This window comes from Bacillus sp. PK6-025 (assembly GCF_056530265.1).
Window position 1 is genome coordinate 32,063 of sequence record NZ_CP096509.1, and the last position, 23,385, is coordinate 55,447.

Sequence of the window (23,385 nt, forward strand, 5' to 3'; positions counted from 1 at the left end):
AGGATGTGACGAACTTAATCTGCGCTCCATTATTTCATGGAGAGTTTGATCCTGGCTCAGGACGAACGCTGGCGGCGTGCCTAATACATGCAAGTCGAGCGGACAGATGGGAGCTTGCTCCCTGATGTTAGCGGCGGACGGGTGAGTAACACGTGGGTAACCTGCCTGTAAGACTGGGATAACTCCGGGAAACCGGGGCTAATACCGGATGCTTGATTGAACCGCATGGTTCAATTATAAAAGGTGGCTTCGGCTACCACTTACAGATGGACCCGCGGCGCATTAGCTAGTTGGTGAGGTAACGGCTCACCAAGGCGACGATGCGTAGCCGACCTGAGAGGGTGATCGGCCACACTGGGACTGAGACACGGCCCAGACTCCTACGGGAGGCAGCAGTAGGGAATCTTCCGCAATGGACGAAAGTCTGACGGAGCAACGCCGCGTGAGTGATGAAGGTTTTCGGATCGTAAAACTCTGTTGTTAGGGAAGAACAAGTACCGTTCGAATAGGGCGGTACCTTGACGGTACCTAACCAGAAAGCCACGGCTAACTACGTGCCAGCAGCCGCGGTAATACGTAGGTGGCAAGCGTTGTCCGGAATTATTGGGCGTAAAGCGCGCGCAGGCGGTTTCTTAAGTCTGATGTGAAAGCCCCCGGCTCAACCGGGGAGGGTCATTGGAAACTGGGGAACTTGAGTGCAGAAGAGGAGAGTGGAATTCCACGTGTAGCGGTGAAATGCGTAGAGATGTGGAGGAACACCAGTGGCGAAGGCGACTCTCTGGTCTGTAACTGACGCTGAGGCGCGAAAGCGTGGGGAGCGAACAGGATTAGATACCCTGGTAGTCCACGCCGTAAACGATGAGTGCTAAGTGTTAGAGGGTTTCCGCCCTTTAGTGCTGCAGCAAACGCATTAAGCACTCCGCCTGGGGAGTACGGTCGCAAGACTGAAACTCAAAGGAATTGACGGGGGCCCGCACAAGCGGTGGAGCATGTGGTTTAATTCGAAGCAACGCGAAGAACCTTACCAGGTCTTGACATCCTCTGACAACCCTAGAGATAGGGCTTCCCCTTCGGGGGCAGAGTGACAGGTGGTGCATGGTTGTCGTCAGCTCGTGTCGTGAGATGTTGGGTTAAGTCCCGCAACGAGCGCAACCCTTGATCTTAGTTGCCAGCATTCAGTTGGGCACTCTAAGGTGACTGCCGGTGACAAACCGGAGGAAGGTGGGGATGACGTCAAATCATCATGCCCCTTATGACCTGGGCTACACACGTGCTACAATGGGCAGAACAAAGGGCAGCGAAGCCGCGAGGCTAAGCCAATCCCACAAATCTGTTCTCAGTTCGGATCGCAGTCTGCAACTCGACTGCGTGAAGCTGGAATCGCTAGTAATCGCGGATCAGCATGCCGCGGTGAATACGTTCCCGGGCCTTGTACACACCGCCCGTCACACCACGAGAGTTTGTAACACCCGAAGTCGGTGAGGTAACCTTTTGGAGCCAGCCGCCGAAGGTGGGACAGATGATTGGGGTGAAGTCGTAACAAGGTAGCCGTATCGGAAGGTGCGGCTGGATCACCTCCTTTCTAAGGATATTATACGGAATATAAGACCTCGCGGTCTTATAGACAGGTGCGTTTAGATCTTGTTTAGTTTTGAAGGAACTTCCTTCATATGAATCAAAAGATGGGCCTGTAGCTCAGCTGGTTAGAGCGCACGCCTGATAAGCGTGAGGTCGGTGGTTCGAGTCCACTCAGGCCCACCATCTTTATATACGGGGCCTTAGCTCAGCTGGGAGAGCGCCTGCTTTGCACGCAGGAGGTCAGCGGTTCGATCCCGCTAGGCTCCACCAACGTGTTCTTTGAAAACTAGATAACAGTAGACATCACATTCAATTCGTAATGCAAGATATCACGTAGTGATTCTTTTTAACGGTTAAGTTAGAAAGGGCGCACGGTGGATGCCTTGGCACTAGGAGCCGATGAAGGACGGGACGAACACCGATATGCTTCGGGGAGCTGTAAGCAAGCTTTGATCCGGAGATTTCCGAATGGGGAAACCCACTGCTCGTAATGGAGCAGTATCCATATCTGAATTCATAGGATATGAGAAGGCAGACCCGGGGAACTGAAACATCTAAGTACCCGGAGGAAGAGAAAGCAAATGCGATTCCCTGAGTAGCGGCGAGCGAAACGGGAACAGCCCAAACCAAGAGGCTTGCCTCTTGGGGTTGTAGGACACTCTGTACGGAGTTACAAAAGAACGAGGTAGATGAAGAGGCCTGGAAAGGCCCGCCATAGGAGGTAACAGCCCTGTAGTCAAAACTTCGTTCTCTCCTGAGTGGATCCTGAGTACGGCGGAACACGTGAAATTCCGTCGGAATCCGGGAGGACCATCTCCCAAGGCTAAATACTCCCTAGTGACCGATAGTGAACCAGTACCGTGAGGGAAAGGTGAAAAGCACCCCGGAAGGGGAGTGAAAGAGATCCTGAAACCGTGTGCCTACAAGTAGTCAGAGCCCGTTAACGGGTGATGGCGTGCCTTTTGTAGAATGAACCGGCGAGTTACGATCCCGTGCAAGGTTAAGTTTGAAAAGACGGAGCCGCAGCGAAAGCGAGTCTGAATAGGGCGCATGAGTACGTGGTCGTAGACCCGAAACCAGGTGATCTACCCATGTCCAGGGTGAAGTTCAGGTAACACTGAATGGAGGCCCGAACCCACGCACGTTGAAAAGTGCGGGGATGAGGTGTGGGTAGGGGTGAAATGCCAATCGAACCTGGAGATAGCTGGTTCTCTCCGAAATAGCTTTAGGGCTAGCCTCAAGGTAAGAGTCTTGGAGGTAGAGCACTGATTGGACTAGGGGCCCCTACCGGGTTACCGAATTCAGTCAAACTCCGAATGCCAAAGACTTATCCTTGGGAGTCAGACTGCGAGTGATAAGATCCGTAGTCGAAAGGGAAACAGCCCAGACCGCCAGCTAAGGTCCCAAAGTATACGTTAAGTGGAAAAGGATGTGGAGTTGCTTAGACAACCAGGATGTTGGCTTAGAAGCAGCCATCATTTAAAGAGTGCGTAATAGCTCACTGGTCGAGTGACTCTGCGCCGAAAATGTACCGGGGCTAAACGTATCACCGAAGCTGCGGACTGTTCTTACGAACAGTGGTAGGAGAGCGTTCTAAGGGCTGTGAAGCGAGACCGGAAGGACTCGTGGAGCGCTTAGAAGTGAGAATGCCGGTATGAGTAGCGAAAGAGGGGTGAGAATCCCCTCCACCGAATGCCTAAGGTTTCCTGAGGAAGGCTCGTCCGCTCAGGGTTAGTCGGGACCTAAGCCGAGGCCGAAAGGCGTAGGCGATGGACAACAGGTTGATATTCCTGTACCACCTCCTCACCATTTGAGCAATGGGGGGACGCAGGAGGATAGGGTAAGCGCGGTATTGGATATCCGCGTCCAAGCAGTTAGGCTGGGAAATAGGCAAATCCGTTTCCCGTAAGGCTGAGCTGTGATGGCGAGCGAAATATAGTAGCGAAGTTCCTGATTCCACACTGCCAAGAAAAGCCTCTAGCGAGGTGAGAGGTGCCCGTACCGCAAACCGACACAGGTAGGCGAGGAGAGAATCCTAAGGTGATCGAGAGAACTCTCGTTAAGGAACTCGGCAAAATGACCCCGTAACTTCGGGAGAAGGGGTGCTCTGTTAGGGTGCAAGCCCGAGAGAGCCGCAGTGAATAGGCCCAGGCGACTGTTTAGCAAAAACACAGGTCTCTGCGAAGCCGTAAGGCGAAGTATAGGGGCTGACGCCTGCCCGGTGCTGGAAGGTTAAGAGGAGCGCTTAGCGTAAGCGAAGGTGCGAATTGAAGCCCCAGTAAACGGCGGCCGTAACTATAACGGTCCTAAGGTAGCGAAATTCCTTGTCGGGTAAGTTCCGACCCGCACGAAAGGCGCAACGATCTGGGCACTGTCTCAACGAGAGACTCGGTGAAATTATAGTACCTGTGAAGATGCAGGTTACCCGCGACAGGACGGAAAGACCCCGTGGAGCTTTACTGCAGCCTGATATTGAATGTTGGTACAGCTTGTACAGGATAGGTAGGAGCCTTGGAAACCGGAGCGCCAGCTTCGGTGGAGGCATCGGTGGGATACTACCCTGGCTGTATTGACCTTCTAACCCGCCGCCCTTATCGGGCGGGGAGACAGTGTCAGGTGGGCAGTTTGACTGGGGCGGTCGCCTCCTAAAAGGTAACGGAGGCGCCCAAAGGTTCCCTCAGAATGGTTGGAAATCATTCGCAGAGTGTAAAGGCACAAGGGAGCTTGACTGCGAGACCTACAAGTCGAGCAGGGACGAAAGTCGGGCTTAGTGATCCGGTGGTTCCGCATGGAAGGGCCATCGCTCAACGGATAAAAGCTACCCCGGGGATAACAGGCTTATCTCCCCCAAGAGTCCACATCGACGGGGAGGTTTGGCACCTCGATGTCGGCTCATCGCATCCTGGGGCTGTAGTCGGTCCCAAGGGTTGGGCTGTTCGCCCATTAAAGCGGTACGCGAGCTGGGTTCAGAACGTCGTGAGACAGTTCGGTCCCTATCCGTCGCGGGCGCAGGAAATTTGAGAGGAGCTGTCCTTAGTACGAGAGGACCGGGATGGACGCACCGCTGGTGTACCAGTTGTTCTGCCAAGGGCATCGCTGGGTAGCTATGTGCGGACGGGATAAGTGCTGAAAGCATCTAAGCATGAAGCCCCCCTCAAGATGAGATTTCCCATTCCGCAAGGAAGTAAGATCCCTGAAAGATGATCAGGTTGATAGGTCTGAGGTGGAAGTGTGGCGACACATGGAGCTGACAGATACTAATCGATCGAGGACTTAACCTAAATGTTTGTGAATCGTCTGACCGTTATCTAGTTTTGAGAGAATGCCTCTCAAAAGCCAAAGGCAAGGAAACTCGGCTAAAGGCCCTCACATCCTGTGAGGAACGCCCAGTACCTTCATCCTGAAGGCAATAGTTTGGTGGCGATAGCGAAGAGGTCACACCCGTTCCCATGCCGAACACGGAAGTTAAGCTCTTCAGCGCCGATGGTAGTTGGGGGCTTCCCCCTGTGAGAGTAGGACGCCGCCAAGCACTTAAAAAGACCAGCTTATATAAGCTGGTCTTTTTTTGTCGGAACTTCATTGATACAAACACCTAACCTTTCCTGACTACATATACTAATCTAACCTTCAAAAACATTCTTAATTTTGTATACAAATGTTGTTCTTTGGGCATACTGAAACCCATGGAGGTGGAATGGATGAGTAAGTCTAATCATGGGGAAACGTGTATCATTTGTGAGGAAAATAAAACCGAAGGCATTCACCTTTATACGAAATTTTTATGTTCGGATTGTGAGAAAAAGATTATATCTACATCAACATCAGATCCTGAGTACTCTGACTATGTCAAAAAATTAAAGAGTCTCCGGACACCGCCATTATATTCTTAGACCGTTTTAGGTCTTTTTTTTAAGCCTTTAAGTCTGTATGGATCAAAGGTATAATGAAAGTGATGAAGACACGGTTAAGGTGTCTTTTTTGCTATACACCATGATTTTCGAGCTGAAACTTTGTTTAGCCGATATCCGTATAAGAAAGTAGTATAAAGAAACGACCGATTTATCATAAAAAAAGAAATTTATATATTAGGAGTAGTGGTGTAATGAAACCGATTCTTCATTTTATGCTTCGTGCAACTGCTGCAAGTGCATTGTCCGTGCTCCTTTGGTTCACCAGCTTCTTCGCGCTTAACCAGACTTTTCTGCTGTCTTCCGCTTATGCAGCCGGAACCTGGGTTGCCGTTTATCTTGGCGGGAAATGGTACGGAACCTATTTGTTTTTAAAAGAAAACCAGCTTACACGGCGGGAATATACCTATATAAAGCAAAATCTGCGGGAAGCTAAGCTGAAAATCGCCCGGTTAAGAAAAGCCTTGTTCGCAGTCAAAAACATTCAAACGATTAAACAAAATATAGAAATTCTCCGTATCGTCAGAAAAATTTACAGCATCACAAAGAACGAACCAAAGCGTTTTTACCAGGTTGAACGCTTTTATTATCAAAGCCTTGATTCAATTGTTGAACTGACGGAAAAGCATGCGTTTTTGGCGTCACAGCCAAAACGTAATGCGAAGCTTGAAGTTTCTTTAAGCGAAACACGCATGATGATCGATAAGCTTGCCAAGCAATTGGAAGACGACCTTTATGACTTGCTGAAAACAGACATTGACCACTTGGAGTTTGAACTGGACGTCGCAAAGCATTCAATGAAAAAAGGCTGACGGAGGAAAGCTGAAAATGAGCGAATATAAACCATCGTTACACAAAACTGGCGCACAGCTTAAAATTGATGATTTGCTTTCCGATCCTTTTGGACAAGGAGAAAAGTCTGTTTCCGGCATGGAGGAAGAACACCGCGGGCAGCAAGTAAATCTGGTTGATACGTTATCCGAAGAAAAACGCCGGCAGGCATTCCAACTGGCCGAACAGATCGATCCAAAACAACATGACAGCATGACTCTGTATGGAACGCAAGCTCAATCCAAACTCTTGAATTTTTCACACGAGATGCTTGAGCACGTCCAAAAAAAAGATATTGGTGAAATTGGGCAGGTCTTAAGCGACCTAATGAAAAAGCTTGAACAGGTCAGCCCTGATGAATTGAAAACTGAAAAAAGGAACTTTTTTTCCCGTTTTTTTCGGAAGAGTATCCCATTCTGTTCAAGAAGTCTTATCAAGGTATCAAAAAACCGGCGCCCAAATAGACAGAATCAGCGTAAAACTTGAGCATTCCAAAAGCACGCTGATCAATGATAATAAGATGCTCGAACGGCTGTATGAAAAAAATAAAGAATATTATGAAGCGCTGAATGTCTATATTGCAGCCGGTCAGCTGAAGCTTGAAGAATTAAAACATCAAACCATTCCCGAATTAAAAGAGAAATCGAAAACAGAACATCATCATATGGCCGTTCAGGATGTAAATGATATGATTCAGTTTGCCGACCGGCTGGAAAAGCGGGTTTATGATTTAACATTGAGCAGACAAATTACACTGCAGAGCGCCCCGCAAATCCGTTTGATCCAACACACAAATCAAGTGCTGGCGGAAAAGATCCAATCATCGATTACGACAGCAATTCCTCTTTGGAAAAATCAGGTTGCTATTGCACTTACTCTATTGAGGCAGCGCCGAGCCGTAGAAGCTCAAAAAAAGGTGTCAGCCACAACAAACGAACTGCTCTTGAAAAATGCCGAGATGCTGAAGGCCAACACGATCGAAACTGCCAAGGAAAATGAGCGCGGCTTTATCGATATCGAAACATTGAAACAAGTGCAGGACAATCTGATCGGAACGCTTGAGGAGACGCTTAAAATTCAAGAAGAAGGCCGTTCAAAGCGCCTTCAGGCAGAAGAAGAAATAAGGGCAATGGAAGATGGTCTCAAGGCTAAGCTGCTGGACATGAAAGAAAACCAAAACCGTTTATCATAAGCAAGATAAACATTTACCAAAACGTCCGCCCTTTATGTAATCCGCCTTGAAGGGTATAATAAATGCAGAATGTCATACCGTCACCCGGGAGCACGAGGGTGACGAAGAAAATAGAGAAGATGACTAAAGGATCGGTTATATGAAGACACCTTTATATACAGCATTGGTGAACCATGCTGAAGGACATCATTATTCTTTTCACGTTCCGGGACATCACAATGGAGATGTCTTTTTTGATGAAGCGAAAATCTTTTTCGAAACGATTCTCAAAGTTGATCTAACTGAACTGACGGGTCTGGATGATTTGCATGAGCCATCAGGCGTCATCAAAGAAGCGCAGGATTTAGTTTCGCGGCTTTATGGCGCGGAAGAAAGTTTTTTTCTCGTCAATGGTTCGACCGTCGGGAATCTGGCGATGATCATGGCTGTTTGTCAGCCGGGTGACACGATACTTGTTCAGCGGAACTGCCATAAGTCTGTATTTCATGCGATTGAACTTTCAGGCGCCCATCCGGTTTTTTTGACGCCGGAAATTGATGAGGCGATGGCCGTTCCCACACATATATTGTACGAAACGGCAAAAGATGCAATTTCACAATATCCGCACGCTAAAGGAATCGTGCTGACATATCCCAATTACTACGGACATGCTGTTGATCTGAAGCCGATCATAGAAGAGGCCCATCAACACGACATTCCCGTTCTAGTCGACGAGGCTCACGGCGCTCATTTTGTGCTGGACCATCCATTTCCCCAGTCGTCGCTGAAAGCGGGCGCCGATGTTGTCGTTCAGTCTGCGCACAAAACGCTCCCGGCGATGACAATGGGATCTTATCTGCATATTAACAGCCGCAGGGTGAACAGGGACAGACTGGCATACTATCTCTCTGTACTTCAAAGCAGCAGTCCTTCTTATCCAATCATGGCATCTTTGGATATAGCTAGGGCATACGCCGAAAATATCTTGAAAACAAATCGAACAGCCGATATTGAGAAAGAGCTCCTCAACATGAGAGAAGCCTTTTCTCAAATAAACGGAGCCGAGATCGTCGAGCCGGCTGATGCCGGTATCCAGCAAGATCCGCTTAAGCTGTCTGTCAGATCAGCGTATGGCCACTCCGGTTTTGAACTGAAATCCATATTTGAAGCAAACGGCATCCATCCTGAATTGGCAGATGAAAGGCAAGTCCTGTTGATCCTGCCGCTTGAAGGAAAAAACAAGCCTGCGCCGGAACTGATCAGCACAATCGGCAAAGAAATCAGAGATACAGCTGTTCAACACGATTATCCTGCCGGAATCGGAATCCCTTCTGAAAAAGTCACAGCTTTGCCTTACCGGAAAAGCAAGTTGTCAGCCTTCAAAAAAGAATCGGTTCCTTTTACGGAAGCCGCGGGCAGAATAAGCGCGGAACCGGTCATACCGTACCCTCCGGGTATTCCGTTGATTATGGCGGGTGAGAGAATAACAAAAGAGACGATCAGCCGGCTGACGCGGCTCGTCGACCTGAATGTACACATTCAGGGCAGCAATCAGCTCAAACAAAAGCAATTAACTGTATATATAGAAGAGGAGAAATCATGAACGGATTATTTATTACTTTTGAAGGGCCTGAAGGTGCGGGGAAAACGACAATCCTTCAGGCTGCGGCAGACCAATTGACGAAAAACGGCTATTCTGTTCTCGCGACAAGAGAACCGGGCGGCATTGAAATATCTGAACGAATTCGCGAGGTTATTTTAAATCCAAGTCATACGGCTATGGATCCAAAAACCGAAGCCTTATTATATGCAGCCGCAAGAAGGCAGCACCTTGTCGAAAAAGTAAAACCGGCGCTTGAAAAAGGAAAAATCGTCTTATGCGACCGGTTCATCGACAGTTCACTTGCTTATCAGGGGTATGCCAGGGGACTCGGCATTGATGAAGTATTTTCTGTTAATCAATTTGCGATCGGCAATATGATGCCTAATATGACGATTTATTTCGACATCGACCCGGAAGAGGGAATGAAGCGGATCAATATAAATCATGCCAGAGAGAAGAACCGGCTTGATCTGGAAAAACTCCATTTTCATCAGCTTGTTCAAAAAGGCTATAAAGAAGTTATGAACCGGTTTCCCGGCCGATTTCGGATCGTGGATGCCAGTCAGAATGTTGAACATGTGTTAAAAAGGGTAAATAACATCATTAAGGAAGCATTAAAAGAAAATCAGTTGTGACCTGTTTACCATTCATTGTTATAATGGTAGCAAGAGTATCCTTAAGTGTTTCCATCCAAAAGGGGGCTTTTCATATGAAGTTAATTATCGCTGTTGTTCAAGACCAAGACAGCAATAGGCTTTTAAAGGCTTTAACCGATCACAATTTTCGCGTGACTAAACTGGCGTCAACCGGCGGCTTTTTGAAATCGGGAAACACAACCTTCATGTTGGGTGTAGATGATATTCGAGTAGACAAAGCTTTAAGCTTGATAAAAGAAAACGGAAGCAAGCGCGATCAGCTGATTGCCCCTGTTTCTCCAATGGGCGGAAATGCCGATTCATATGTTCCTTATCCCGTTGAAGTTGAAGTGGGCGGAGCAACCGTTTTTGTACTGCCGATCGAGCAATTCCATCAATTTTAAGGGTTGAGGATATGAAAATAAGTCAAGAACTGCGTACAATGATAGAGAAACAGCAGACTCCGCCTGCAAGAGGAGAAAACGTTTCTGCTTCATTTAAAGAGAAGATGAATATACAAAGCGGCAAGCTACGAGTTGAACAGTTGACAATGCTTTTAACAGATATTGAAGCGTTCGGAAAACGCTTATCAAAGTCGAGGAACTTCAAGGATTTGGCCAGATTCAAAGGCTTGATCAAACGATTTGTAAAAGAGACCGTTGAAAACGGGCTGACGGTGGAGAATTCAAGAAGCTTCGATCTGTACGGAAACAGCCGGACATTGAGCATTGTAAAAGAACTGGACGAAAAGCTTGTGCAATTAACAGAGGACCTGATGGACCAAGAAAAATCTTCTATCGAACTTTTAGAACAGATTGGCGAAATCAAGGGTTTACTGATAAACCTTTACACATAGAGAGTGATGGTATGGCTACAACCTGGACAGAAATGCAGAAGCTTCAGCCACGGGTCATGAAGCTTTTGCAAAATAGTATAGAAAGAAACCGGCTTGCCCATGCCTATTTATTTGAAGGGCGCAAAGGGACGGGCAAATTAGACGCGGCAACCCTTCTGGCAAAAAGCTTTTTTTGCCTTGAAGACGGGGCGGAGCCATGTGAGTCGTGCCGGAACTGCCAGCGGATTGAATCAGGAAACCATCCGGACGTTCACGTCGTGCATCCGGACGGACTTTCGATTAAAAAGGGACAAATTCAGGCGCTTCAGGAAGAGTTTTCAAAGACCGGTTTGGAATCGCATAAAAAGCTGTACATTATCTCCCATGCCGATCAAATGACGGTCAATGCGGCGAACAGCCTTCTGAAGTTTTTAGAGGAGCCGAGCAGCGATACAATCGCTGTTCTTTTAACGGAACAGCCGCAAAAATTGCTCGATACGATCATATCGAGATGCCAAGTTTTATCCTTTCAGTCGTTGCAGCCCGAATCAATTGAAAAGGAACTGATCAAACAAGAGGTCTCACCGAATATTGCTGCCCTTTTGTCGAATATGACAAACAATTTATCGGAAGCGCTCGAATTGAGTCGAAATGATCAGTTTGCAGAGTCGCGAGCGAAAGTGATAAAATTGTATGAAGTCTTACACCAGCGAAAAGGACATGCTTTTTTCTATATTCAAGATCAGTGGATGCCCTTTTTCAAGGAGAAAGACCACCAAGAAATGGGTCTTGATATGCTTTTATTTATATATCGCGACGTGTTGTCCATTCAGTTGGGACATGAAGATAAAATACTATTTCAGGACTTATTCCAATCATTAAAACAGCATGCGCTGCAAACAACACAACAAAGAGTGACAAACCAGATACTTGCTGTTTTAGAAGCAAAAAAACGGCTTTATTCCAATGTGAATGCTCAAGGATTAATGGAGCACTTGGTTTTAATGCTGCAGGAGGGATAAGCTTGTACAACGTTATTGGTGTCCGTTTTAAAAAAGCGGGCAAAATATATTATTTCGATCCGAACGGATTTCAGATAGATAAAGACAGCTGTGTGATCGTCGAAACGGTTCGCGGTGTTGAATACGGGCAGGTTGTCATCGCCAACAAGAAAGTAGACGAGAACGATGTCGTACTGCCTTTAAGAAAAGTGATCAGAGTTGCGGATGAGCGCGACCGCCTGATCGTTGAAGAGAATCAAGAAGCTGCGCTGTCCGCCTTTGATGTCTGCCAGAAAAAGGTTAACGAGCACGGCCTTGAGATGAAGCTGGTCGATGTGGAATTCACTTTTGACCGCAACAAAGTCATTTTTTATTTTACGGCTGACGGAAGAGTCGATTTTAGAGAACTCGTCAAAGATTTGGCGTCAATCTTTAAAACGAGAATCGAACTGAGGCAAATCGGCGTCAGGGATGAAGCGAAGATGCTGGGCGGCATCGGACCGTGCGGAAGAATGCTTTGCTGTTCCACATTTTTAGGTGATTTTGAGCCCGTGTCTATTAAAATGGCAAAGGATCAAAATCTGTCGCTGAATCCGACGAAGATTTCCGGACTATGCGGACGGCTGATGTGCTGTCTGAAATATGAAAACGATGAATACGAAACAGCAAAAGAACAGCTTCCGGATATTGGGGAAGTGATCGCCACGTCCAACGGCCCGGCAAAAGTCGTCGGCTTGAATATTCTTGAACGCATTCTCCAAGTTGAACTGACAGACTGTGACAAAGTCGTTGAATATACGTGGGATGAGCTGTTGCAAGAAGGTGTCGTATCTGCACAAACCACAGATTAACGAGGTGTGAAACCTTGGATAAAAAAGAATTGTTTGATACAGTGATAAGTTTAGAAGAACAAATCGGGTCCCTTTACCGCCAGCTTGGAGATCTCAAGCAGCATATCGGGGAAATGATTGAAGAAAACAATCATTTACAGCTTGAAAACGAGCATTTGCGCAAGAGGCTGGAGGAAACGGATCAAAGGCTAAAAAACGCAAAATCCGATGAAAAAGAGATAAAAGCAGAAAAGACAGGGCATGCTGATATTGGAGAAGGCCATGATAATTTGGCGCGCCTGTATCAGGAGGGTTTCCATATTTGCAACATCCATTACGGAAGTGTTCGCAAAGAAGGAGACTGCCTGTTCTGCCTCTCGTTCTTAAATAAAAAATAAGAAAGGCTTCCGGCGGAACGGAAGCCTTTTTAACGGTACAATGTGTTTAGGAAAGGGAAAAGACATGATTCAATTAAAAGACGATGAACGACTGGATTATTTACTTGCAGAAGATATGAAAATCGTGCAAAGCCCGACAGTTTTTGCGTTTTCCTTAGACGCCGTTCTGCTGTCGAAATTTGCATATGTTCCGATACAAAAAGGAAACATCATTGATCTGTGCACAGGGAACGGGATTGTTCCGCTGCTTCTCAGCACCCGCACAAAAGCCGCGATCACCGGGGTGGAAATTCAGGAAAGGCTGTATGACATGGCTCTCCGCAGCGTGGAATACAACAACCTGCAAAAACAGATTCATCTCATCAGGGACGACTTGAACAATATGCCGCAGGTGCTCGGATATAATAAAGCTGATGTCGTCACATGCAATCCTCCTTATTTCAAGACGCCGCAAAAAACGGAGCAAAACTTAAATGAACATCTGGCCATTGCCAGACATGAAATTTACTGCACGCTTGAAGACGTCGTTCGCGTCAGCAGCAAGCTGTTAAAGCAGGGCGGCAAACTCGCTCTCGTTCACCGGCCGGGGAGGCTGCTCGAAATCTTTGAATTGATGAAGGCCTTCCAAATCGAGCCGAAGCGCGTCCAGTTTGTTTACCCGAAAAAAAGTAAAGAGGCCAACACCATTTTAGTGGAAGGAATAAAAGACGGCCGGCCTGACCTGAAAATTCTGCCTCCTTTATTCGTATATGATGAACAAGATCAATATACACCTGAAATAAGGAAGATTTTATATGGAGACGAGTAGCCATTATTTTTATGTGCTTTCGTGCCGGGACGGTAGCTTGTACGCCGGCTATACAAACAATATCGAGAAGCGCCTGAAAACCCATAATGAAGGGAAAGGCGCGAAGTATACGAGGGCAAGGCTGCCGGTAAAACTCCATTATGCAGAGTGCTTTTCAACAAAGCGAGAGGCGATGCAGGCCGAATACTATTTTAAAAAATTATCGAGAAAGAACAAAGAACGTTATATAGAAGAAAAAAGACGGGAGGGTGTTGATTATCAACCGGCAAAAGAGCTTTGACCAAAAATCAGACATGGGCATGTTATATCTCGTTCCGACACCCATCGGCAATTTGGAGGATATGACATTTCGAGCGGTTTCTGTGTTGAAAGAGGCGGACATTATCGCTGCGGAGGATACGAGGCAGACGAAGAAATTGTGCCATGTATACGAAATCGAGACACAGCTTGTCAGCTACCATGAACACAATAAAGAAAGCAGCGGACACAAAATTTTGGAATGGCTGAAAGAAGGTAAAAATGTCGCGCTGGTCAGTGACGCCGGAATGCCGACAATATCTGACCCCGGGGCTGAAATCGTCCGCGATTTTATCGAAATGGGCGGCTATGTCGTGCCTTTGCCCGGTGCAAATGCCGCTTTGACCGCACTGATAGCCTCAGGCATTGCGCCGCAGCCGTTTTTCTTTTTCGGTTTTTTGGACCGTAACAAACGGGAAAGGAAAAAACAGCTCGAGGCTTTGAAAAACAGACAGGAGACGATGATTTTTTACGAGTCCCCGCATCGGCTGAAAGAAACCTTGTCAGCCATCAGAGAGGTATTCGGCAACCGGCAAATCGCATTGACAAGGGAACTCACGAAAAAATTTGAAGAGTTTATCAGAGGTTCGATCGAAGAAGCACTCACATGGGCTGAACAGGAACAGGTGCGCGGAGAGTTTTGCCTTGTGATCGAGGGAAGCCGTGAAGAAACGATCGAAGAATCGTTCTGGTGGGAGAACCTTTCAGAAAAAGAACATGTCGAACATTATATCAGCGAAGGATACCATTCAAAAGAAGCCATTAAAAAAACCGCGGTAGACCGCGGCGTTCCGAAACGGAAGATTTATGACGCTTATCATATTCAAAACTAAAAAAACCGCCCTTGCTTCGGCAAGAGCGGTTTTTGTATAATCAAAATAATTATTTTTGAGATTGAAGTTGTGCTTGAATTTCGTTAATGATTTGCTCAGCGCCTTCAGGGCTAAGAACCAATTTACCGCCTGCAAGTTTAAGGTTGTCATCAGAAACTTCACCTGTAACTTGGCAAGTCATGTTTGGTTTATATTTTTTCAAGATGATTTTTTCGTCATCTACATAGATTTCAAGAGCGTCTTTTTCCGCGATTCCAAGCGTACGGCGAAGTTCGATCGGAATCACCACGCGTCCTAGCTCATCAACTTTACGTACAATACCTGTAGATTTCATATTCATTCTCCTCCCGAAAGATTGTTATTTTTATAGGTGTTTATTATCTTCGTCATTATTCGACAAAATCCTTACAGTCCTAGCATAACAAGGTTTCCAATAAACGTCAATCATTTTCTTTTCTATTGTTTGTAAAAATTAGATCATATAGTCAAAAGACCTTGGAAGAACTGATGTAACAAGGGAAATGAAGATGATAAAACAGTAGGATCAATCAAAAAAAAGCCCTTAAATCAAGACTTTCGAACTAAGGTTTTTCCTCATATCGATTATATACGACATTATTCGACAATGAAAGCATTTTTTTGTCGAAGTATAATATTTCTTTCTGTTAAAAAATTTGTAATCGACCGTATTCATGATGGATCGACAATGTATATTTTCTTGAACTTGAAGGCTAAGATGGTATCATATAAAGAGGGATTATATATTGAGTATATACTGAATGAATACACATGCCGCTCTCGTCCTTTGGGCGGGAGTTTTTTGACATTTTAATTGGGAGGTTCCATCATGCCGCAAGAAAAAAATACGTTTTACATCACTACACCCATTTATTACCCAAGTGGAAAGCTACATATTGGACATGCCTACACAACCGTTGCCGGTGATGCGATGGCTCGGTATAAAAGACTGAGAGGCTTTGATGTCAGGTACTTAACAGGTACAGATGAGCACGGACAAAAAATCCAGCAAACGGCGGAGAAGGAAAATATTACTCCGCAGGAATTGGTCGATCGTGCGGCAGAAGACATTCAGCAGCTTTGGAAAAAGCTCGACATATCCAATGACGATTTCATACGGACGACAGAGGAACGTCATAAAAACGTGATCGAAAAGGTTTTTCAGAAGCTGCTTGACAATGGTGATATATATCTTGATGAGTATGAAGGCTGGTACAGCATACCTGACGAAACGTTTTACACCGAAACCCAGCTCGTTGATGTTGAGCGAAACGAAAAAGGCGAGGTAATCGGAGGAAAAAGTCCTGACAGCGGCCATCCCGTTGAGTTAATCAAAGAGGAATCTTACTTCTTCCGCATGGGAAAATATGCGGACCGGCTGCTCGCTTTCTATGAAGAAAATCCTGAATTCATTCAGCCTGAATCCCGCAAAAATGAAATGATCAACAACTTTATTAAACCGGGTCTTGAGGATTTGGCTGTTTCCCGGACGACGTTCGACTGGGGAATAAAAGTGCCCGGCAACCCGAAGCATGTCATCTATGTTTGGATAGACGCGCTGTTTAATTACATTACGGCACTTGGCTTTAATACGGCAAACGATGAAAATTATCAAAAATATTGGCCGGCAGACGTTCATCTTGTCGGTAAAGAGATCGTCCGTTTCCATACCATTTACTGGCCGATTATGCTGATGGCATTGGACCTTCCGCTGCCGAAAAAAGTTTTTGCCCACGGATGGCTGCTGATGAAAGACGGAAAAATGTCTAAATCAAAAGGAAATGTGGTCGATCCAGTCACATTAATCGACAAATACGGACTTGATGCATTGCGTTATTATCTTCTCCGCGAAGTGCCGTTCGGTTCTGACGGCGTATTTACACCGGAAGGATTTGTCGAGCGGATTAACTATGATTTAGCGAATGATTTAGGCAACCTGTTAAACAGAACGGTCGCCATGGTCAACAAATACTTTGACGGCCGGGTTCAGTCATACGAAGGCCCGGTTACCGCTTTTGACGAACAGTTGTCATCATTCTCACAAAAGACAATTGAAGCGTACGAACAGGCGATCGAAAATATGGAGTTTTCTGTAGCGCTTTCTTCATTGTGGCAGTTTGTCAGCAGAACGAATAAATACATTGACGAGACAGCCCCATGGGTACTGGCAAAAGATAAGGACAAAGAAAAAGATCTTCAATCGGTCATGTACCATTTGGCAGAGTCGTTGCGCATCACTGCTGTATTGCTGCAGCCGTTCTTAACGCAGACGCCTGAAAAGATTTTTGCACAGCTCGGTGTTACGGATGCGTCATTGAAAACCTGGGACAGCATTAAAAGCTTCGGCCAGCTGAAATCGGTCAAAGTTCAAAAAGGAGAACCGTTGTTCCCGCGTCTTGAAGCGGAAGACGAAGTCGCTTATATCAAATCAAAAATGCAGGGAACGGCTCCAAAAGAAGAACCGAAACAAGAGGAAAAAGCAATTGAAAGGCTTCCGGAAATCACGATAGAAGATTTTATGAGCACGGAGCTGAGAGTGGCTGAAGTCATCCATGCCGAACCCGTCAAAAAAGCGGACCGTCTGTTAAAGCTTCAGCTTGATTTGGGCTTTGAAAAACGCCAGGTCGTTTCAGGAATTGCCAAGCACTACAAACCTGAAGAGCTTGTCGGCCGGAAAGTCATTTGTGTAACAAACTTAAAACCGGTCAAACTAAGAGGAGAACTTTCTCAAGGCATGATATTGGCTGGAGAAGACAACGGCGTTCTGTCGCTTGCAGCGGTAGACAGTTCATTATCAAACGGAACGCGAATCAAATAAATGTTGGCAAAGGGTGTTCCACGTGTAACATTTCGTCGAACACCTTTTGTTTTTTCGACAATATCTAAAAAAAGGTGGCATTTTGATGTTATTTGATACACATGCACATTTAAATGCCGAGCAATTTAATGAGGATTTGGAAGAAGTCATTGCTCGGGCAAAGGAAGAAAAAGTGGAGCACATTGTTGTTGTGGGATTCGATCGTCCGACGATTAAGCGCGCAATGGAATTGATTGAAGCATACGATTTTATTTATGCTGCCATCGGGTGGCATCCGGTTGATGCAATTGATATGACCGATGAAGATTTGGCTTGGATCAAAGACCTCTCTGCCCATGATAAAGTTGTGGCGATCGGTGAAATGGGACTTGATTATCATTGGGATAAGTCGCCGAAGGACGTTCAAAAAGAGGTGTTCAGAAAACAGATTGCTTTGGCAAAAGAAGTCGGCTTGCCAATCGTGATTCACAACCGTGATGCAACAGAGGATGTCGTTTCTATTTTGCGGGAAGAAGGGGCCGAGGAAGTCGGCGGGATCATGCACTGTTATACCGGAAGCGCCGAAATTGCACAAGAGTGCATAAATATGAATTTCTACCTATCTTTCGGCGGTCCCGTCACATTTAAAAATGCCAAAAAGCCGAAGGAAGTGGTCAAACAAATACCAAATGACCGACTTTTAATTGAGACGGACTGCCCGTATTTAACGCCGCATCCATACAGAGGAAAGCGGAATGAACCAAGCTATGTGAAGCTTGTCGCCGAACAGATTGCTGAATTGAAAGGGATGACTTATGAAGAAGTAGCGGCCATCACCACAGAAAATGCAAAAAAACTTTTCGGCATCAGCTGACACGATTTGATATCGAGCCTTGTTCAAGCTTGTCTCTTCGGGGGACGGTTCTAAAAAGTTCTACATGTCTGTTTGCACTCATAGGATATCTTTGTCGACAAGTCTTTCTTTCTTTTATGAGGTGGTTTTCCCATAATAAAAGAGATGGCGGGCTTGCGGAGAAATAGAGAGGAGGGTTGACAGGCTTGTAGATACTCTATATAATCTCCCCGAGGAGAAGGAGGCGTTTTTCATCATACAAAAAATGAAAAAGCTGTTTTCCGTAAAGCTTAGCAAAAGCAGATGGATACTGATTGCTGCTGGACTGCTTGTCGCAGGAAGCGGAACTGCTTACGGAGCACATGAGCTCGCTAAACAGCAAGTCACCATTTCGATAAACGGGAAAAAGCAGAATGTTCGCACGAATGCTGAAACCGTAGGTGAACTGCTGAAAAGCTTAGACATCGAGACGAGGAAAGAAGATCACATCTCTCCCGCTGAAGATACAAAATTAACGGCGAACACGAATGTTGAGTATGTTGCCGCAAAACCTGTTCATTTCGCGGTCGACGGACAGGAAAAAGAAATCTGGACAACAGCGGGTACTGTCGGCAAACTGCTGAAAGATTTAAATCTAGAGTTGGCGGAACACGATCAAATTGAACCCTCAGTTGATAAAGAAATAACGAAAGACATGAAGCTGACTTTGCAAAGGGCTTTTAAAGTAACCGTAAAGGATGCCGGTAAAGATAAAGATATATGGACGACTTCGACTACGGTCGCTGACTTTTTAAAACATCATAAGATCAGCATAAAAGGCGATGATGAAGTTAAGCCTGCGCTTGATAAAAAGCTGACAAAAGATCAGGCGATTCACATTACTCGTATCAAAAAAGTCACCGATGTAGTGGAAGAGAACATCCCTTTTGAAGTCCGCAAAAAAGAGGACGATTCACTTGAAAAGGGGAAAGAAAAAGTTGTACGGGACGGTAAACATGGCAAGCTTAAAAAGCACTATGCCGTTGTTATGAAAAACGGCAAGGAAGTTTCCAGAGAACTGGTTAAAGAGGAAACAGCCGCTGAAAGCAAAGCCAAAATCATTGCTGTCGGTACAAAGCAAGCCGCAGTGGCTACAGTCAGCGCGAATGTATCGCGCGGAAATCAATCCTCAGGAAAAGAATTTTATGTATCCTCTACAGCTTATACGGCAAGCTGCAACGGATGCTCTGGCCACACTGCGACCGGCGTTAACTTGAAAAATAATCCGGGTGCTAAAGTGATCGCTGTCGATCCGAGCGTCATTCCGCTGGGTTCTAAAGTACATGTAGAAGGATATGGCTACGCGGTTGCAGCCGATACAGGCTCAGCCATCAAAGGCCGTAAAATCGATGTATTCTTTCCGAGTAAGTCTACAGCTTACCGCTGGGGTAACAAAAGAGTTAAAATCAAGGTGTTGAACTAAATATCATTTATTACGCTTCTTATATAAGCAGAGGGATTTTGCGCCCTCTGTTTTTTTGGTTATAATAGATCCATCTTGTTTTCTAATTAATTAGACGGTTTTATTACAAAAAGGTTTCAATAATTTTAAAAATGTAATAAAAGGTTTTTCACTATACGGAGGAAGAAATGAAGATTAAAGAAATCATTGTTGTCGAAGGCCGTGATGACACAGCAAAAATCAAATCGGCTGTTGATGCTGATACGATTGAAACGAACGGATCTGCCATAGGGGAAGACGTCATCAAACGGATTCGGCTTGCCCAGGAAACGCGCGGGGTCATTATTTTAACCGATCCTGATTTCCCGGGGGAAAAAATCAGAAAAACGATTGCAGAAAAAGTCCCCGGCTGCAAGCATGCATTTTTACCCAAGCATTTGGCAAAGCCTAAAAATAAGCGCGGAATCGGTGTTGAACATGCTTCGCTTGAGGCAATCCGCGAATGCTTAAAAACCGTTCAGGAGGAAATGGAGGCGACGGAACCTGAGATTGAGGCTCGGGATTTAATCGAAGCCGGCCTGATCGGGGGCCCTCTGGCAAAACAAAGGCGGGAGCGGCTCGGCGAGATATTGAATATCGGCTATACAAATGGGAAACAGCTTCAAAAGCGGCTGCAAATGTTTCAGATCAAAAAGAGTGATTATTTAAGCGCACTGGATGTTGTGCTGCGGGAGGAAGAGCATGAATAAAGATATCGCCACCCCAATTAGAACTAAGGAAATTCTCAATAAATACGGATTTTCATTCAAAAAAAGCCTGGGGCAGAACTTCTTGATTGATACGAACATATTGGACAGAATTGTCGACCATGCGGGAGTGACGGAGCGTACCGGCGTGATTGAAATCGGTCCGGGGATCGGGGCATTGACCGAGCAGCTGGCAAAGCGTGCGAAGAAAGTGACGGCCTTCGAAATCGACCAAAGGCTCCTGCCGATTTTAAAAGATACGCTTTCTCCGTATGATAATGTGACTGTCATTCACCAGGATGTCCTGAAAGCCGATGTCCGGGCGGTAATGGACGAGCAGTTTCAAGACTGCGATGAGGTGATGGTTGTCGCCAACCTCCCGTATTACGTCACGACTCCGATCATCATGAAGCTTTTAGAAGAAAATCTGCCGCTGAAAGGGATCGTCGTCATGCTTCAAAAAGAGGTAGCGGACCGAATGGCTGCGAAACCTTCTACAAAGGAATACGGGTCCCTTTCCATCGCGGTTCAGTTTTATACCGAAGCCAAAACGGTCATGAATGTGCCAAAGACTGTATTTGTCCCTCAGCCTAACGTGGATTCCGCGGTCATCAGGCTGACGCTGAGGGGAGAACCGGCTGTCGCGGTTCAAGATGAAGCCTTTTTCTTTCAAGTCGTAAAATCCAGCTTTGCACAGCGCCGAAAAACGCTTTTCAACAACCTCGTTAACAACCTGCCGAATGGCAAAGAGAATAAATCAAAAATTGAAAGAGCGCTTCAGGATTCACAAATCGACGGAAAACGACGCGGAGAATCGCTGAGCATTGAAGAGTTCGCCGTCTTATCTGACCGCTTGAGAGCAGTCCTTCTTTAATGGAGGGCTTTTTTTATTTGAAGCCGGGCTTTAAGCCTGATCAGGCTTGTCATCCGTTCACCACTTGAAGGGCGGGCACATAGGCTAAAGAAGCACCTTTACTTTTCATTGCTTTATATTCATCAGGATGGGGCTTAGTCTATGTGTGGAGTGAAAAGCATGCAATTTAAAATAGGCGATATGGTCGTCAGAAAATCTTATCGAAGAGATATCTTATTTCGAATTATACGAATTGATCAATCGGCAAATGGAGAACCTGTGGCCGTTTTGCACGGAGATGAGGTCAGATTAATCGCTGACGCATATTTAACGGACCTGGAGATGGTCCGCGAGGCTGAGCGGCAGATGAGAAAGCGGGAAGAAGAATCGAGAATGAAGGAATCCCTCGATCTTCTCCGCCAGGATTACAAACTCCTTCACAATAAACATGAGTACCGCGCCACAAACCAATATAACAATCAACAGCAGTACTTTCATATGCCTGGAAGAGTCCTTCATTTAGACGGGGATTCGGCTTATTTAAAAAAATGTCTGGCGCTCTATGAAAAGATCGGGGTTCCTGTATACGGCATTCATTGTTATGAAAAGAAAATGTCATCGGTCATCGAGGAACTGATCGATGAGTACCGCCCGGATCTTCTCGTCATCACCGGACACGATGCCTATTCTAAACAGAAGGGTGATATTAACAATCTGGATGCCTACAGGCATTCAAAAGATTTTATCGAAACCGTTCAAAAAGCGAGAAAAAAAATTCCCCATCTTGATCAGCTTGTCATTTTTGCAGGCGCATGCCAGTCCCATTTTGAATCACTGATCAGAGCCGGTGCAAATTTTGCAAGCTCTCCGTCAAGAGTCAACATCCATGCGCTTGATCCGGTCTATATAGTCGCAAAAATCAGCTTCACTCCGTTTATGGACCGCATTAACGTCTGGGAAGTGCTCAGAAACACCCTGACGAGGGAAAAGGGACTCGGAGGCATTGAGACGCGAGGCGTATTGCGAATCGGAATGCCATATAAAACAAAAGAAAACGATTAAACGAGCCCGCCGGATGGCGGGTTTTTGCCATGGAGCCGAATGTTTTTACCTTTTTTTAAAAAAACATACATAATGAAACGAAAAATGAGGAAAATAAGGGAAAGTCGGCGTATAATTTGTCACAAATATTTTATTGACAGAGGCTTATGAACGTTGATATAATTTAAATTTTATTTGACAAAAATGGGCTTCTGGTGTATACTGAATATAGTGAGGTGGATGCAATGGCGAAAACGTTGTCCGATATTAAAAGATCGCTTGATGGACATTTGGGAAAAAGGCTGACGTTAAAAGCAAACGGTGGCCGCCGAAAAACGATTGAGCGTTCGGGCATTTTAGCTGAGACGTACCCTTCTGTTTTTGTGATACAACTAGACCAAGACGAGAATTCGTTTGAAAGAGTTTCATACAGTTATGCGGATATTCTTACTGAGACGGTTGAATTGAGATTTTCTGATGATAAAACCAGCTCAGTAGCCCTTTAATAAGCAGCGGACTTTATGTTTGCTGCTTTTTGTTTTGCCTTTTTTTATCCAGAATTTTTCGGGGAAGTTCTGCCCAAATCGAGCAAAGCTAATACATGTCACTTGTTTTATGATGAGTCAGACGGATGGTATGATACTTGAAAGGGGCTGTTTCGCATGGGCAGACGTCGAAGCATCATGTCAGAGGAATTCAAAAATGAATTGGCTAAGGATCTTGGATTTTACGACACGGTAAAAACCGAGGGCTGGGGCGGAATTCGGGCCAGAGACGCAGGTAACATGGTGAAGAGGGCCATTGAATTAGCCGAACAGCATATGGCTCAAAACCAGCAAAATCATTAAAACAGTGACATACGGAGGGCGCTTCTGTCCTCCGTTTTTTTCATTGATCTGCATTCAGCC

At 45.7% G+C, this 23,385-nt stretch carries 21 protein-coding genes, 2 tRNA genes, 3 rRNA genes and 1 pseudogene; 26 read left to right on the forward strand and 1 reads right to left on the reverse strand.

The features are described from left to right. The first annotated feature begins 33 nt into the window (after positions 1–33). The 18 genes and pseudogenes from M1D67_RS00170 (at position 34) to rsmI (ending at position 14,728) form a co-directional block, all read left to right on the forward strand. Positions 34–1,582, forward strand: a 16S ribosomal RNA gene (locus M1D67_RS00170). A gap of 102 nt (positions 1,583–1,684) precedes the next feature. Beyond that, positions 1,685–1,761, forward strand: a tRNA-Ile gene (locus M1D67_RS00175). An 11-nt stretch (positions 1,762–1,772) separates the two neighbouring features. Then, positions 1,773–1,848 (forward strand) — tRNA-Ala (locus M1D67_RS00180). A gap of 81 nt (positions 1,849–1,929) precedes the next feature. After that, positions 1,930–4,859 (forward strand): 23S ribosomal RNA (locus M1D67_RS00185). 132 nt (positions 4,860–4,991) lie between these two features. Further along, positions 4,992–5,107 (forward strand): 5S ribosomal RNA (gene rrf, locus M1D67_RS00190). The 16S, 23S and 5S rRNA genes sit together here with 2 tRNA genes alongside, the layout of an rRNA operon. 169 nt (positions 5,108–5,276) lie before the next feature. Beyond that, complete coding sequence (locus M1D67_RS00195) at positions 5,277–5,468, forward strand: sigma factor G inhibitor Gin (protein WP_020449787.1); 192 nt, start codon at positions 5,277–5,279, stop codon at positions 5,466–5,468. Positions 5,469–5,680: 212 nt separating this feature from the next. Further along, positions 5,681–6,298, forward strand: coding sequence for a 5-bromo-4-chloroindolyl phosphate hydrolysis family protein (locus M1D67_RS00200; protein ID WP_023855986.1), 618 nt, complete (start codon positions 5,681–5,683; stop codon positions 6,296–6,298). Between the two features lie 16 nt (positions 6,299–6,314). After that, a pseudogene (locus M1D67_RS00205) lies at positions 6,315–7,509 on the forward strand (toxic anion resistance protein). A gap of 139 nt (positions 7,510–7,648) precedes the next feature. Beyond that, on the forward strand, positions 7,649–9,091 hold the full coding sequence (locus M1D67_RS00210) for an aminotransferase class I/II-fold pyridoxal phosphate-dependent enzyme (RefSeq protein WP_479831532.1): 1,443 nt from the start codon (positions 7,649–7,651) through the stop codon (positions 9,089–9,091). Beyond that, positions 9,088–9,726: a dTMP kinase gene (tmk, locus tag M1D67_RS00215; RefSeq protein ID WP_020449791.1), complete on the forward strand. Its 639-nt coding sequence runs from the start codon at positions 9,088–9,090 to the stop codon at positions 9,724–9,726. The genes M1D67_RS00210 and tmk overlap by 4 nt, the downstream gene beginning before the upstream one ends. A 74-nt stretch (positions 9,727–9,800) precedes the next feature. After that, complete coding sequence (locus M1D67_RS00220; RefSeq protein WP_003178156.1) at positions 9,801–10,130, forward strand: cyclic-di-AMP receptor; 330 nt, start codon at positions 9,801–9,803, stop codon at positions 10,128–10,130. An 11-nt stretch (positions 10,131–10,141) separates the two neighbouring features. Further along, on the forward strand, positions 10,142–10,582 hold the full coding sequence (locus M1D67_RS00225) for a YaaR family protein (protein WP_020449792.1): 441 nt from the start codon (positions 10,142–10,144) through the stop codon (positions 10,580–10,582). An 11-nt stretch (positions 10,583–10,593) separates the two neighbouring features. After that, complete coding sequence (holB, locus tag M1D67_RS00230) at positions 10,594–11,583, forward strand: DNA polymerase III subunit delta' (protein ID WP_020449793.1); 990 nt, start codon at positions 10,594–10,596, stop codon at positions 11,581–11,583. Positions 11,584–11,585: 2 nt separating this feature from the next. Further along, complete coding sequence (gene ricT / locus M1D67_RS00235) at positions 11,586–12,413, forward strand: competence/sporulation regulator complex protein RicT (protein ID WP_020449794.1); 828 nt, start codon at positions 11,586–11,588, stop codon at positions 12,411–12,413. 14 nt (positions 12,414–12,427) lie between these two features. After that, the gene (gene yabA / locus M1D67_RS00240) at positions 12,428–12,790 is read left to right on the forward strand and encodes a DNA replication initiation control protein YabA (RefSeq protein ID WP_020449795.1); all 363 of its coding nucleotides are present in this window, start codon (positions 12,428–12,430) and stop codon (positions 12,788–12,790) included. Between the two features lie 64 nt (positions 12,791–12,854). Beyond that, positions 12,855–13,598: a tRNA1(Val) (adenine(37)-N6)-methyltransferase gene (locus tag M1D67_RS00245; protein WP_020449796.1), complete on the forward strand. Its 744-nt coding sequence runs from the start codon at positions 12,855–12,857 to the stop codon at positions 13,596–13,598. Next, entirely contained in the window at positions 13,585–13,878 is a 294-nt protein-coding gene (locus M1D67_RS00250; RefSeq protein WP_023855982.1) for a GIY-YIG nuclease family protein, read from the forward strand. The genes M1D67_RS00245 and M1D67_RS00250 overlap by 14 nt, the downstream gene beginning before the upstream one ends. Continuing rightward, a complete protein-coding gene (gene rsmI / locus M1D67_RS00255) occupies positions 13,853–14,728 on the forward strand; it encodes a 16S rRNA (cytidine(1402)-2'-O)-methyltransferase (RefSeq protein ID WP_123032510.1) in 876 nt (291 codons plus the stop codon). Before M1D67_RS00250 ends, rsmI begins: the two co-directional genes overlap by 26 nt. A gap of 49 nt (positions 14,729–14,777) precedes the next feature. Here the strand turns inward: rsmI and M1D67_RS00260 are convergent, their stop codons facing one another. Continuing rightward, a complete protein-coding gene (locus M1D67_RS00260) occupies positions 14,778–15,068 on the reverse strand; it encodes an AbrB/MazE/SpoVT family DNA-binding domain-containing protein (RefSeq protein ID WP_085959887.1) in 291 nt (96 codons plus the stop codon). A gap of 507 nt (positions 15,069–15,575) precedes the next feature. Here M1D67_RS00260 and metG point away from each other — a divergent pair. The 8 genes from metG to M1D67_RS00300 all read left to right on the forward strand — a co-directional run bounded on the left by metG (position 15,576) and on the right by M1D67_RS00300 (position 23,325). Next, positions 15,576–17,564 (forward strand): methionine--tRNA ligase, encoded by a 1,989-nt coding sequence (gene metG / locus M1D67_RS00265; RefSeq protein WP_256164619.1) that lies wholly within the window; start codon positions 15,576–15,578, stop codon positions 17,562–17,564. An 85-nt stretch (positions 17,565–17,649) separates the two neighbouring features. Then, positions 17,650–18,417, forward strand: a complete 768-nt coding sequence (locus tag M1D67_RS00270; RefSeq protein WP_256164620.1) for a TatD family hydrolase — start codon at positions 17,650–17,652, stop codon at positions 18,415–18,417. A 244-nt stretch (positions 18,418–18,661) separates the two neighbouring features. Continuing rightward, entirely contained in the window at positions 18,662–19,858 is a 1,197-nt protein-coding gene (locus M1D67_RS00275; protein ID WP_256164621.1) for a G5 and 3D domain-containing protein, read from the forward strand. Between the two features lie 167 nt (positions 19,859–20,025). Continuing rightward, positions 20,026–20,586, forward strand: coding sequence for a ribonuclease M5 (gene rnmV / locus M1D67_RS00280; RefSeq protein WP_020449802.1), 561 nt, complete (start codon positions 20,026–20,028; stop codon positions 20,584–20,586). Beyond that, the gene (gene rsmA, locus M1D67_RS00285) at positions 20,579–21,457 is read left to right on the forward strand and encodes a 16S rRNA (adenine(1518)-N(6)/adenine(1519)-N(6))-dimethyltransferase RsmA (RefSeq protein ID WP_020449803.1); all 879 of its coding nucleotides are present in this window, start codon (positions 20,579–20,581) and stop codon (positions 21,455–21,457) included. The genes rnmV and rsmA overlap by 8 nt, the downstream gene beginning before the upstream one ends. Before the next feature lie 159 nt (positions 21,458–21,616). Then, positions 21,617–22,498, forward strand: a complete 882-nt coding sequence (yabG, locus tag M1D67_RS00290) for a sporulation peptidase YabG (protein WP_023855980.1) — start codon at positions 21,617–21,619, stop codon at positions 22,496–22,498. Between the two features lie 224 nt (positions 22,499–22,722). Next, positions 22,723–22,983, forward strand: a complete 261-nt coding sequence (gene veg, locus M1D67_RS00295; RefSeq protein WP_003178187.1) for a biofilm formation stimulator Veg — start codon at positions 22,723–22,725, stop codon at positions 22,981–22,983. Between the two features lie 156 nt (positions 22,984–23,139). Beyond that, entirely contained in the window at positions 23,140–23,325 is a 186-nt protein-coding gene (locus M1D67_RS00300) for a small, acid-soluble spore protein, alpha/beta type (RefSeq protein WP_003178189.1), read from the forward strand. Positions 23,326–23,385: the final 60 nt, after the last annotated feature.